At 71.1% G+C, this 12,219-nt stretch carries 16 protein-coding genes; 3 read left to right on the forward strand and 13 right to left on the reverse strand.

Features of this window, described 5'->3' with window-relative positions; all coding sequences use genetic code 11:
* Positions 1-5: 5 nt before the first annotated feature.
* The 3 genes from E1269_RS27750 to E1269_RS27760 form a co-directional block, all read right to left on the reverse strand.
* Positions 6-815, reverse strand: coding sequence for a pentapeptide repeat-containing protein (locus E1269_RS27750; protein ID WP_131900733.1), 810 nt, complete (start codon positions 813-815; stop codon positions 6-8).
* A gap of 102 nt (positions 816-917) precedes the next feature.
* Positions 918-1,799 carry a non-homologous end joining protein Ku gene (ku, locus tag E1269_RS27755; protein ID WP_131900735.1) on the reverse strand — a complete coding sequence of 294 codons (882 nt, stop codon included), beginning with the start codon at positions 1,797-1,799 and terminating at the stop codon, positions 918-920.
* A 25-nt stretch (positions 1,800-1,824) separates the two neighbouring features.
* The gene (locus E1269_RS27760; protein WP_131900737.1) at positions 1,825-2,379 is read right to left on the reverse strand and encodes a hemerythrin domain-containing protein; all 555 of its coding nucleotides are present in this window, start codon (positions 2,377-2,379) and stop codon (positions 1,825-1,827) included.
* 103 nt (positions 2,380-2,482) lie between these two features.
* Between E1269_RS27760 and E1269_RS27765 the strand changes: the two genes are divergently transcribed.
* Positions 2,483-3,091, forward strand: coding sequence for a flavodoxin family protein (locus E1269_RS27765; RefSeq protein WP_131900739.1), 609 nt, complete (start codon positions 2,483-2,485; stop codon positions 3,089-3,091).
* A 15-nt stretch (positions 3,092-3,106) separates the two neighbouring features.
* A complete protein-coding gene (locus E1269_RS27770; RefSeq protein ID WP_131900741.1) occupies positions 3,107-4,618 on the forward strand; it encodes an FAD-dependent oxidoreductase in 1,512 nt (503 codons plus the stop codon).
* A gap of 35 nt (positions 4,619-4,653) precedes the next feature.
* Here the strand turns inward: E1269_RS27770 and E1269_RS27775 are convergent, their stop codons facing one another.
* The 10 genes from E1269_RS27775 to E1269_RS27820 all read right to left on the reverse strand — a co-directional run bounded on the left by E1269_RS27775 (position 4,654) and on the right by E1269_RS27820 (position 10,158).
* Positions 4,654-4,950, reverse strand: a complete 297-nt coding sequence (locus E1269_RS27775; RefSeq protein WP_131900743.1) for a gas vesicle protein K — start codon at positions 4,948-4,950, stop codon at positions 4,654-4,656.
* Positions 4,943-5,131 carry a gas vesicle protein gene (locus E1269_RS27780; protein WP_131900745.1) on the reverse strand — a complete coding sequence of 63 codons (189 nt, stop codon included), beginning with the start codon at positions 5,129-5,131 and terminating at the stop codon, positions 4,943-4,945. Before E1269_RS27780 ends, E1269_RS27775 begins: the two co-directional genes overlap by 8 nt.
* Positions 5,128-5,895 carry a GvpL/GvpF family gas vesicle protein gene (locus tag E1269_RS27785; protein WP_131900747.1) on the reverse strand — a complete coding sequence of 256 codons (768 nt, stop codon included), beginning with the start codon at positions 5,893-5,895 and terminating at the stop codon, positions 5,128-5,130. The genes E1269_RS27780 and E1269_RS27785 overlap by 4 nt, the downstream gene beginning before the upstream one ends.
* Complete coding sequence (locus E1269_RS34030) at positions 5,888-6,220, reverse strand: gas vesicle protein (protein WP_131900749.1); 333 nt, start codon at positions 6,218-6,220, stop codon at positions 5,888-5,890. Before E1269_RS34030 ends, E1269_RS27785 begins: the two co-directional genes overlap by 8 nt.
* A 47-nt stretch (positions 6,221-6,267) precedes the next feature.
* A complete protein-coding gene (locus E1269_RS27795; RefSeq protein WP_131900751.1) occupies positions 6,268-6,486 on the reverse strand; it encodes a gas vesicle protein GvpG in 219 nt (72 codons plus the stop codon).
* The gene (locus tag E1269_RS27800; RefSeq protein WP_131900753.1) at positions 6,474-7,277 is read right to left on the reverse strand and encodes a GvpL/GvpF family gas vesicle protein; all 804 of its coding nucleotides are present in this window, start codon (positions 7,275-7,277) and stop codon (positions 6,474-6,476) included. Before E1269_RS27800 ends, E1269_RS27795 begins: the two co-directional genes overlap by 13 nt.
* Positions 7,274-7,693: a gas vesicle protein GvpJ gene (gvpJ, locus tag E1269_RS33615; protein ID WP_131900755.1), complete on the reverse strand. Its 420-nt coding sequence runs from the start codon at positions 7,691-7,693 to the stop codon at positions 7,274-7,276. Before gvpJ ends, E1269_RS27800 begins: the two co-directional genes overlap by 4 nt.
* Before the next feature lie 17 nt (positions 7,694-7,710).
* Complete coding sequence (locus E1269_RS27810; RefSeq protein WP_131900757.1) at positions 7,711-8,772, reverse strand: SRPBCC family protein; 1,062 nt, start codon at positions 8,770-8,772, stop codon at positions 7,711-7,713.
* An 8-nt stretch (positions 8,773-8,780) separates the two neighbouring features.
* Positions 8,781-9,335, reverse strand: a complete 555-nt coding sequence (locus E1269_RS27815) for a hypothetical protein (protein WP_131900759.1) — start codon at positions 9,333-9,335, stop codon at positions 8,781-8,783.
* Between the two features lie 268 nt (positions 9,336-9,603).
* Entirely contained in the window at positions 9,604-10,158 is a 555-nt protein-coding gene (locus tag E1269_RS27820; RefSeq protein WP_131900761.1) for a hypothetical protein, read from the reverse strand.
* A gap of 286 nt (positions 10,159-10,444) precedes the next feature.
* On the opposite strand from E1269_RS27820, the gene E1269_RS27825 reads away from it, so the two are divergent.
* Positions 10,445-12,118, forward strand: coding sequence for a purple acid phosphatase family protein (locus E1269_RS27825; RefSeq protein ID WP_203434142.1), 1,674 nt, complete (start codon positions 10,445-10,447; stop codon positions 12,116-12,118).
* The last annotated feature ends 101 nt before the right edge of the window (positions 12,119-12,219 follow it).

The raw sequence follows: 12,219 nt of genomic DNA on the forward strand, positions 1-12,219 counted from the left end.
TGGGATCAGGCTGATGACCAGTGCGCCGGGTGAGCCAGCGACGGCGGCAGTACCGTGTCGCCGTCGCCGCCGGCGGCGTCGACCTGCGCCTGGGTGAGGAAGATCGCGGTGTCGAGCCGGGCGCCGGACAGGTCCGCGCCGCGCAGTTCCGCCCCGATCAGGTCGGCCCGTCGCACGTCGGCGCCGCGCAGGTCGGCACCGAGGAGCAGCGCACCGCGCAGGTCCGCCCCGACGAGGTCGGCCCGGCGGAGCTTGGCACCGATGAGGTCGGCGCGGCGCAAGTCGCGGCCATGGTGGTCGGCGCGCACCAGCGTGCTCACCTCGCGCAGCAGCAGGTCGGCTGCCGTTCGGTGCGCATCCACGTCGACGGACGCCAGCTCGTCCGGCGCGAGCGCGGTCAGCGCGTCGATCGAGGCGAAGGCCGCGCCGATCCGCTCCCGCAATTGCCGGTCCGGCGCGAGCGACCCCGCCTGCGTCAGGTACCACAGCAGCTCGTGCAGGTGCCGCATCGTGGTGAAGCTGGCGAACATGGCGTCGGCCAGCTCCGGTGACGACCGCCAGTCGCCGCCGCCGAACGTCACCTGCACGACCTGCTGTCCGGCGCCGAAGCAGTCGTAGACCGTGCAGCCGGGGAAGCCGCGCTCGCGGAGCCGGTCGTGGATGCCGCACCCGAAGTCCGTGCGCAGGTTCGGGCACGGCTGGCCGGCCGGCTTGTCGACGGCGAAGTCCGCGGACCTCGTCAACTCCGGCACGACGCAGCACAGGCCGGCGCAGCGCGAACAGTCGGCGCGCAGCCGGACGGCGTGGTCGGGCACGCAGTCGAGTGTGTCAGGCCGACCCCGCCGGACGTACCTGTCGTGGCGGTACGGCGGGCTCTCGCCCCATCCCCGGTCCGGCTCCCGCCGGCCGTTCGCCGCTCAGGCGGCCGCCTTCTTCTTCGTCGTCTTCCGGCCCTTGGAGGTCCGGGTGCCGCCGCTCTTCGTACCAGCACGCTTCTTCGCGCCGCCGCTCTTCCCGCCGCGGCTCTTCTTCGCCGCTTCCACGCTCTCCTGCAGGGCCGTCACCAGGTCGCTCACCTCAGTGGCGGCCGGCGCGCTCTCGACCACGACCTCCTCGCCCTCACGCTTGGCGTCGACGAGCTCCTTCACCCGCTCGGTGTAGGTGTCGTGGTACGCCTCGGGCTTCCAAGGCTCGGTCATCGCGTCGATGAGGTCGACGGCCATCTGCAGCTGTTTGCGGCCGGCCCGGGCATCGGGCAGGTTGCCGACGGTCTTCGCCGCGTCGCGGATCTCGTCGGCGAAGTACATCGTCTCGAGCACCAGAACCTTGTCCGACGCGCGGATCGCGGCCAGGTACTCCTTGCTGCGCATCACGAACGTCGCGACGGCGGCCCGGTTGGTCTTCTCCAGGGCGGCGCGGAGCAGCGCGTAGGAGGAGGTGTTCTCCTCGTCGGCCGGCCCGAGGTAGTAGCTCTTCTGGAAGAGCATCGGGTCCACGTCGGCCAGGTCGACGAACTGGGCGATATCCAACGAACGCGACTTGCCCGGTGCGATGTCGGTCAGCTCGTCCGGCTCGACGATGACATGCTCGCCGCCGCCGACGTCGTGGCCCTTCACGATGTCCTCGTAGTCCACCTCGCGGCCGGTCCGTTCGTTGACCCGCTTGTAGCGGATGCGGTCGGACGTGCCGCGCTGGAACTGGTGGAAGTCGACCTCGTGCTCGTCGGTGGCCGAGTACATCGCGACCGGGATCGACACCAGCCCGAAGCTGATGTAGCCCTTCCAGATCGACCGTGCCACGTGGCCTCCCAGCTGCGCGGGTGCGTCAGTCCGGACGCACCGTCTCCATCAGCTCTTCCTTGGTCATCGACCCGACGCCCTCCTCGCCGAGGTTGCGGGCCTGCTGGGCCAGCTCCTCGCGGGTGGCCTCACCCGGCTTCTCGCCCAGGTGCTCGGCGCGCGCGGTCAGGAACGCCTCGCCGAGCTCGGCCCGCCGCTGGTCGCTGAGCCGTTCACGCATGCCGGGGAGGACGGTCTTCTCCTCCTCCTCGACGTGGTGGCTGACGGAGTCGACCAGCTCCTGGAGCACCGACTCGTACTCCGGTGCCCGCGCGTCCATCGCCTTCAGCCGCTCGAGGATCGCTTCGGCCTCGGCGTGCTCCTCCTGGCTGTGCGCCACCTCGTCGGTCTCGCCGGCCTCGTCGCGGGCGACCGGGTACACCTCGGACTCCTCGGCTCTGCTGTGCGCCACCAGCAGCGCGGTCACCTCGGTGAGCGCGAGCTCTCGCTGGCCCGGATCGGTGCGCAGCAGCTCGAACAACCGCTCCACCTCTCGGTGATCCTTCATGATCAGGTCGACGACATCGTGAGGTTCGCTCATGCCGATGCGTTACCCGGTCGCGCGTCGGGCTAACGGCGCACGCGTGGCCGCATGCCGGGGCCGTCACCGGGTACCTGACGCAGCAGCCGACGGAGGGAGTGCCGTGAAAGCCGTGGTCTTGAACTGCACGCTCAAGGCGTCGCCGGAGCCGTCCAACACCGGCGCGCTGGCCGCCGTCGTCGTCGAAGGGCTGGAGAGCCGCGGCGTCACCGTCTCCACGTTCCGGCTCGCGGACCTGAAGGTGCCACCAGGCGTGGCGACCGACCTCGGGGACGGCGACGACTGGCCGGGCATCCACGAGGCGATCCTCGACTCCGAGATCCTCGTGCTCGCGACACCGACCTGGGTGGGCCGGCCGTCGTCGCTGGCACAGCGAGCGCTGGAGCGCATGGACGCGATGATCTCCGAGACCGATGACCGCGGCCGCCCCGTCGCATTCGACCGGGTCGCCGGAGTCGTCGTCACCGGCAACGAGGACGGCGCCCATCACGTCATCTCCGAGCTGTGCGGCGGCATGATGGACATCGGCTTCACCATTCCGGCGCAGTCATGGACGTACTGGCACCTCGGACCGGGCCCGGGGCCGAACTACCTCGACACCGAGCAGGGCCATGACTGGTCGCGCTCGACCGGCCACACCATGGCGGCGAACCTCGTCGCCGTGGCGAGCGCACTGGCCGCCGCGCCCATCCCAGCCCCGCCGTCGAGTTGAGGACACGTACCGGCCATGTCGAACCCTTCGTACTGGATGACCAGCACCGACGACTCGGAGCCGGCGCACCCGCCGGCCACGCCGCCACCGGACGTGGACGTCGTGGTCCTCGGCGCGGGCATCGCCGGCATCACGACGGCGTACCTCCTGCGCCAAGCGGGGCGGACGGTCGCACTGATCGAGGCCGACCGGCTCGCCGCCGGCGTCACCGGGCACACCACGGCTAAGGTGACCAGCCAGCACGGCGCGATCTACGCGCAGCTGGGCCGCTCGTTCGGCCCGGACACCGCTCGCGCGTACGGTGCCGGACAGCAGCTCGCCCGCGAGTGGATCGTGTCGGAGGCCGCCGTGCTGGGCGCGGACGCCGACCTCTCCCCGCGGGACAGCTACACCTTCGTGGAGCGTGACTCCTCCGCCGACGGCCAACGTCGCGAGGCCACGGCGGCGGCCGAGGCCGGGCTGCCGGCGGAGTACGTCACTGACACCGGGCTCCCGTTCCCGGTGGCCGGCGCGGTGCGCTTCACCGGGCAGGCCCAGTTCCACCCGCGCCGCTGGCTGCTCGCCCTGGCCGCACGGCTGCCCGGCGACGGTGGCTACGTGCTCACCGGGACCCGCGCGACCCGGCTCACCGAGGGCGACCCGTGCGTCGTCGACACGACGGCCGGTCCGGTGCGCGGCCGGCACGTCGTCGTCGCGACCCACTACCCGGTCTTCGACCGGGGCCTCTACTTCGCCCGGCTCGAGCCGCGCCGCGATCTCGTCGTCGCCGCCCCGACGGACGCGGGGGACGCGCCGGCCGGCATGTACATCAGCACCGAGGACCGGCACTCAGTCCGGACCACCCCGCTCGACGACGGCCGGGTGCTGCTGATCGTCGGCGGCGAGGCACACCGCGTCGGCGCCCACGTCAGCGTCGCGGCCCGGTACGAGCGCCTCGAGCGGTGGGCCCGCGAACGGTTCCGGGTCGAGCGCTTCTCCCACCGCTGGCTCGCGCACGACCTGACCAGCGTCGACACTCTCCCCTACATCGGCCGGTACCACCCCTTCACCCGGAACGTCTGGGTGGCCACCGGCTTCGGCCACTGGGGCATGACCAACGGCACCCTGGCCGGTGTGCTGCTGCGCGACCTCATCACCGGTGTCGACAACCCGCTGGCCGGCGTCTTCGACCCGCTGCGCCGCACCGTCCGGCAGTCGGCCGCCGAGTTCGCCAAGGCCAACGCCTACGTCGCGGGCCGGTTCGTCGGCGACCGGTTCGACGCGGCCGTCCACCGCGGCACCAACGGCATCGCGCCCGGTACCGGACGCGTCGTCGGCGACGGCCGCCGCGCCGTCGCCGCCTACCGGGACGAGGCCGGCGCGCTGCACCGTCTCTCCGCCCGCTGCACCCACCTCGGCTGCCTCGTCACCTTCAACGACGCCGAGCGCACGTGGGACTGCGCATGCCACGGGTCACGGTTCGGACTGGACGGCACGGTGCTGGCCGGGCCCGCGATCGAACCGCTCGCCGCCGTCGATCCGGACTGAGATCCGCGGCTCCGCTTGATCCGCGGGAGGGTCGTCTAGGGCTCGCCCAGCAACGTGCCGAGCGGGCCGAGGTCGAGATCGAGGTCGCGGACGGTGAGCCCGTAGCGCTCGCGCAGGTCGCGCATCGCCGACTCCAGGTGCATGAGGGCCAGCCCGAGCGCCTCCACCTGGTCGTCGGTCAGGTCGCCCTGGTCCACCCGGCGCAGCGCCTGACGCTCCATGAGCTGGCGGATCAGCTCGACGACGGTGAGGACGAGCTTGAACAGGTCACGCTCGACGGTGTCCGCGTCGGACTCGATGCGCCGCGGCAGCACCCGCACCGGCTCAGTCATCGGACCCCTCCGCCCGGATCGAGGTCAGCAGCGCCCGCAGCTCGACGCGCACGAGGTCGACGCCGGCGAGGGAGATCGTGACGTCCCCGGCCAGCACCACGCCGGTGCCGAGCAATCGGTCCAGCAGGTCGACCAGCGAGATCTGGGCGTTCGTGTCCGAGCGCGGCGGTGCGACCGTCATGCCGGCTCCACGGTCACGAACGAGTACGGCGGCCACGGGCCGGCCACCTCGACGCGGGTGTCACCATGACGCTCGGCCAGCGCGGCCATGGCGGTGCGGAACAGGTCCGCCTCGCCGTCGGCGACCAGGTAGGCACCGTTCAGCGTCATCGGCGTCGCGCTGCCGGTGACCCGCGGATCGTGCACCGCCAGCCGGCGGGCGGCGACGGCGTGCCGCGACAGCTCCCCGTGGACGTCCTCGGCGACGGCGGCTGCCGTTTGCGCCGCGTCCTGCCGATGGGTGACGGCGGCCTTGCGCCGGCGCAGGTACTCCGCGCCGCTGAGCGCATCCGGCTCGGCCTCGCCCGCTCGATCCGGATCGTCCGGCGGCGACGGGTACAGCTTGACGCTCCACTCCGCGCAGCCGGCGACGTCGGCCAGCGTCCGGTGCAACGCGTCGCGCCAGCGGCCGAGCCGGTCCCGGACGCCGTTGTCGTCGGCGCAGACCGTGGCGAGCCGCAGCGGCGCCACCGTCGCGTGCCGGGCCACCTCGTCCACGACGCCGTGGTGTGCCCTGGCCACCGCCTCCAGCCATTCCGGGTCGCCGAGGTGCTGGCGCAGTGACTCCTCGCCGAAGTCGGCCAGATCGACGGTGCTGACGACGGCGGTGAGGTCGCCGTCGCGAACCGGCCGGACCGCCGCGCCGTCGATGCCGCGGATCCCGTCGACCACGGCATCGGGCAACGGGCCGGCGACGGCGTAGAGATACGAGCCCTGGTCAGCCATCCTCGACCTCACGCCGGCGGTCGGGACCGGAGCCGTTGCCGGAGGACAGCATCGGGTCGCGACGCCACCAGTCGATGCCCATCTCCTGGGCCTTGTCGACTGACGCCACCAGCAGGCGAATCCGGATCGTCAGCAGCTCGATGTCGAGCAGGTTCACCCGGATGTCGCCGGCGATGACGATGCCCTTGTCCAGCACCCGCTCCAGGATGTCGGCGAGGTCGGCCGGCTGTGGCGCACCCGCCAGCTGCGAACCGGCCAGCCCGTGACCGGCAACCCCGGAGCCGTAGGGGCGCGTCGCGGGCGCCCGGTCTCGTGTGTCGGCCATCGTTCTCAGTCCTCTCTCGCGCGCCGCGTGCTCCGCCGCGGCCGCCTTCACAACAGGCGCCCGATCAGCTCGTCCTCCATCGCCGCAGCCTCCTCCTCGGACAGCAGGCCGGCCTCGCGGTCGTGCTGGACCTGCTCCAGCGCGCGCCGGATCGCGCTCGGGTCGCGGTATTGCCGCTCGGCCTCGGCGGCCACCAGGCGGGCCACCGCGACGACCCCGCGGGCCGGCGCGGTCGGCCAGGTCACGAGGGCGGTCAGGAAACCCATCGCTCGTCGCCCGGCACGAAGTCGTACGGCGCGGACGGCCCCAGCAGCTGCACACGCGCGCGGCCGGCGAGGGCCGTCGCCGCCTGCTCGGCCGCGTCGTCGAAGGACGACCGGTGCTTGTCCTCGACCAGGAACGCCGCCTCCAGGAGGTAGTCGACCTCTCCGGACTCGCGGAAGCTCCAGTCGACCGCGTGCGGCGTCAGCAGGTCCAGCAGTCCGGCGCCATCGACGTCGCGCTTGACCTCCAGTGCCCGGGCCACCAGCTCTCCGAGCTTGACCCGCTCCGCCAAGCTCATCTCGACGCTCTGGTCGCGGGTTCGGTCCCGCAGCATCCGGATGTCGGCGTGTTCGACGATGATCTCGGCGAGCACGACCTCCTCGTCGTACCTGGCCCGGATCAGGAACTGCCGCCGGCCGGTGAGGTCTGCCAGCAGATCCGCGAAGATCTGGCCGTTCGGCAGCAGCAGCTCGGTGACCACCTCGTCGGCGTCGGCGAGCAGCGAGCCGAACCTGACCGGGACCACCGGCCCGCGCAGGGCCATCGCGTCGTTGACGCGGCTGTGCGCGAGCAGGTCGTCGCGCCGCCCGAAGACCCGGCCGGTTCGCAGGACACCGACAACGGCGGCGATCGAGCCGTGCTCGATCACCTCGATCCGGGCATCGTCGATACCCGTGAGCTCACCCGGTGCGGTCGTCCCGGCCGGAACGATCGCGTAAATGTAGTGCGCGTGCCCACCCATCGCGGCTGCCGGCTCGTCGTCCATGGCCGCGTCCGGTCGTGTGAGTGTCATTCGTCGCTGCTCCTTCGCCGGCGGGAGGTCGACTTGCGTACAGGTCGGCGCTCGCGCTCCTCTTCTTCGTCGTCGCCGGTCAGGGCGTCTTTGATGCCCTCGATGGCGCCGGAGGTCCTGCCCTTCGCGCCCTCGCGCATGCCGTTGCCCATCAGCTCGGGGAGGTCCTTGCCGCCGTGCTCGTAGAGGTCGAGGCGGTTGGTCGCCTCGGCGAAACGTAGGTAGGTGTCGACGCTGGCCACGACGATGCGGGCGTCGATCGTGAGCAGTTCGATGCCGACCAGCGAGACCCGGACGTAGGCATCGATCACCAAACCCTTGTCGAGAATGATGTCGACGACGTCCGCCAGGCCGGTCGGCGAGGGGCGCTGCAGGTGGCCGCCGCCTCCGGGATGTCGTTGGTTCGCCACGGTCATACGCACACCTTTCGCTCTCAGCGGGACCGGCGACGCCGGCGCGGTACCGGTTCCTCGTCCACGTCTTCCTCGGGCTCCTCGGCGTCCTCGTCCGCGTATGCCTCCTCCGCCGGCTCCTCCGCCGGCTCCTCGTCGTACTCGTCGTCGTACTCGTCCTCGTCCTCGAGCTCCTCGTCCTCGACGTCCTCCTCTGGTTCCTCTGCCTGCTCGGACTCCTCCACGGCGCGCTCCTCCTCGAGCGCCTCGTCATGGGTCTTGGAGACCTCGCGGTCGTGGATCTCGCCGCGCCATCCCTCGACCTGGTCGGGGTCGACCAGGAGGTGCATCATCACGTGCCGGCGGAAGTGCTTGAGCTCCAGCCGAGCCCGCCGGCCCTGCGCGCGCCAGATGTTGCCAGTGCGCTCCAGCAGGCCCTGCGGGTAGTACTCGAGGACTACGACGACCCTGGTCAGCCGGGGGGCCAGCTCGTGGAACGTGACCGCGCCGTCGACGTGCCCTTTCGGCCCTGCGGAGCGCCAGACGATGTGTTGATCGGCCACCTGGTCGAGGATCGTCGCCTCCCAGGTGCGATGCGACCACAAGAGCTGCGCCTTGAAGTCCAGCTTCTCGTCGGAGACCTGCTCCACGCTCTCGACCTTCTTCATGAAGTTCGAGAAGTCCTGGAACTGGGTCCACTGGTTGTAGACGACGCCGATCGGCGCGCCGATGTCGATCTCTTCGATGATGTTCGTCGCCTTGGTCGCCTTGTCGCCGCCACCACCATCCCCGCCCCGGGAGAACACGCCGGCGATCTTGTCCTTGATGCCGTTCATCACGCCCTTTGCGGCGCCGGGCACCCCTCCGGTCGCGGCGCCCTTGACGGCCTCACCCGCGGGTTCACCGTTGGCGATGTCGTCGAGCCGCTCGGTGGCGCGGGTGAGCTTGTCGCTCGCGGACTTCATGGCCCACTCCCCGACGCTGGCCAGGCCGTGCCGAGCTTCGTCCTTCAGCCGGTCCAGTGGCAGCTCGTCCATCAGGGACCGCGGGCCGCCGCCGGTTCCGGCGCTGTCGCGGTCGCGTGTCTCGGTACGAGTGGCCATGGCCACACTCACCTCCGTCCGCTCGTCGAGCCCGACCGTGCCGACGAGGTGCGCTTGCGCGCCTGGGCCGACGTCTTCGTGGCTGTCTTCTTCTTCGGCCGCCGCTTGCGCTCCGGCTCCTCGGCGGACTCCTCGTCGAGTTCCTCCTCAGGCTCCTCGGCAGGCTCCTCGCTCTCGGAGTCGTCCGCCGGATCGTCCTCACCGGGGCGACGACCCTTGCGCACCGTCTCTGTCGCCTCTCCCACCGCGGGGATCGCGCCGGTCAGCCGGTCGCTCCGGTCGCGGATCGCGTCGCTGAGCCGGTCGATGCGCTGGCTGGCCGTACCGACGGCAGCCGCCCGGGCCGCGGCGAACAGCGTCGTGCGCACCTGCTCGGACAGCTTGGCCAGCTCGGGCCGGCTTTCGACGAACTCGTCGGCCTGACGCAGCAGGCCGCGTGGATCGGTGGCCAGCCGGCGGCCGGCCAGCGTGCTGCCGACCATGATGGCCAGCTTGAGCTTCTTCGTGCGGCCAAGGATGTAGCCGCTGGCCGCCGCCGCGGCGACCCGTGCGCCCGCGCTCATGAATGCCTCTCCTCGTGGGCGTTTTCGGCCGGCTTGTTAGCGATTGCACGTACCCGTGGCCGGCCGATCCAAACGGCTCCGGTTGGGTGTCTCAGGCGGCCAGCCGCAGCGGGCGGCGCAGCAGCGAGTCGAGGAGCAGTTCGCGGACGTCGACCTGATGACCATTCGTCATGGGGTCCTCCGGATAGCGTGACGTGATTGGCACACAGGCCGGAGTACCACGCAGCGTCGGCCCCAAACGGGACGAGGCCGACATTTCGGCCGAACGTCAGCCCGTCGGCAGCGTCGATCCGCTGAGCTGGCCGTCGGGGTCGTAGACGGCGCACATGATGACGCGGTCACCGTCGGCCCAGGTCTGCTCGGTCGGCAGGATCGGATAGAAGTCGAGTCCCGACTCCTCCACACTGCTCCACCGCTGCGCGAACTCGTCGCCGCACCCCGCCCAGCCCAGCGCCGCCACTTCGTCGCGGTCCCACGGCCCGTCCGGCGCGTGCACGAAGGAGTACGACTGGTTGTCCGCGCCGTCCTCACACGGTATGAAGAGGACGACCTCCTCAGCGGCCGCGGCGGAATACCGCGGATCGGAGAAGCACTCTCCACCCTCGATGTCGAGCACGCCGGTCGTTTGCGCGTCCATCAGGGTTTCGTCCTTGTGTGTGCTGCCGCCGCAGGCGCCGAGCGCCAGCGCGAGAAACACCAGCGCGATCCCCGGGAGGGCGCGTCCGGGCCGCAGCGGGCCCGGCCAAGGAGGTTCCGAGCGCGGCGGTCCCGGCCACGGCGCGGACTCCCGCGCGGTCCACGGCGAGACGGTCCGGCTCGGCACGGCCGGAATCGTAGGCAGACCGGCGTGAACACCTGGTGACGACGGCGTGCCCGGGTGGCCGCTGGTCGATGGCCATTCGGTCGCTGCTGGCGCCGCCGATGCGACCGAGTCGCAAGAGTGGACGGCGGCTCCGTCTGTTCATCGATGGGCCAGCCACCGGCGATCTGGGCGACCGCGAGCTTTCGCCCGCCCGTGGCTGAATCGGACCCGGCCGTGGCGTGGACGCCGGCGGCTGTCCGCGGGTCCGGCACGGACGCGGAGTGTCCGGCAAGAAGGAGGCTCGATCGTGAGAGACGTCAGAACGCGGGTTCCGCTGCGCTCCCGGCGCGGTGCCGGGGTGGTCGTCGGTGCCGCGCTGCTCGGCGGCGGCCTGGTGGTCGTCCCGGCGGCCGTGGGCGCCGACAGCGAGCCGCCGACGCAGGTCCCGGCGGCGGAGATCTACGAGCCGTCGGCCATGCCCGACCGGATCATCCTCACGCCCACGACCACGCCGGCGACGTCGCAGAAGGTGTCGTGGCGCTCGGAGGTCGGCGGTGAGTGGGCCCAGGCGCAGATCCTGGAGGCACCGATCGCTCTGGGCGGCGTGCAGCCGCCGGCGGATGCCGTCCGCACCGTCATGGCCAGCTCCACCAGCCCGGTGAACACGTCACTGGGCTACGCCTCGGTGTACCACCAGGTCGAGTTCACCGGCCTCACGCCGAACACCCGCTACACGTACCGGGTCGGCGACGGGGTCAATTGGAGCGAGTGGACCGACTTCACCACCGCGTCCGAGGCGTTCGAGCCGTTCTCTTTCATCTACTACGGCGACGCCCAGAACTACATCGACTCCGCCGTGCCGCGAGTGTTCCGGCAGGCCTTCGCCGACCGGCCAGAGGCCAAGGTGATCGTCAACGCCGGCGACCTCATCAACTCCGCGAACAGCGAGGAGGAGTGGGGCCAGTGGCACGCCGCCGACGGCTTCATCAACAGCCAGGTCAACAACATCTCCGTCCCCGGCAACCACGAGTACAGCGGCGGGCAGCTGTCGACCTTCTGGCAGCCGCAGTTCCCGTTCCCGGACAACGGACCGGACTTCGGTGACGAGGCCGTCAACGCCGCGCTGCGCAACACGATCTACTACGTGGACTATCAGGGAGTACGGTTCATCGGCCTGAACACCAACATCCAGGGCGACGCGGCGCTCATGGCGACGCAGACCGCCTGGCTGGACCAGACCCTGGCCAGCAACCCGCACAAGTGGACGGTCGTGACGTTCCACCACCCCGTGTACTCGACCGCGTCCGGACGCAACAACCCGGTAGTGCGTGGCCAGTGGGGCCCGCTGCTGGAGGAGTACGGCGTGGACCTGGTGCTCCAGGGTCACGACCACACCTACGGGCGCGGCAGCGTGTCGTCGTCGCGCAAGTCCGCCACGGTGCACGACAGCACCGTCTACGCGGTCTCGGTGTCCGGCGGCAAGATGTACGACGTCGACGGCTCGGTCTGGACCGACAACGGCGCCGACATCATGAACAAGGCGCAGGACGCTCAGCTCTACCAGATGATCGACGTCACCGAGGACTCGATCACCTACGAGGCGCGCTACGCCAACGGTGAGCACCACGACGGCGTCGTCATCCGCAAGAACGACGCCGGCGAGCGCACCGTGCAGGAGATCCGCACGCCGGAGAACACCGTCGGCGAGCAGGTCGTGGTCGACCGCACCGAGGTCGAGTTCCGCGGCACGGTCGGCGTCCAGGCCTGGGGTTACGACCCGGGCGAGACGGTGAATGTCTACATCCGCAACCCCGAGCGCGGCCAGGACGTCCTGGTCGGCGAGGCGACCGCCGACGAGCTCGGCCGCGTCACCACCACCGCCCAGATGCCCTCCTCAGCGCGCCGGCAGAGCCAGCAGGTCGTGTACCTGGAGAGCGTGAACCAGCAGATCACCGGCCCGGAGATCACCATCCTCCGGTGACGCCGCGATGATCGGCCGCGGGCTCCGGGCCGCTTGGGCAGCCCGGGGTCCGCGCCCCGTCAGCCTCGGCCTCCCCGACGGCGGAAGGCGCTGTCGAGGGC

Origin of the sequence: Jiangella asiatica (assembly GCF_004349065.1) — a bacterium.
Taxonomy (GTDB): Bacteria; Actinomycetota; Actinomycetes; order Jiangellales; family Jiangellaceae; genus Jiangella; species Jiangella asiatica.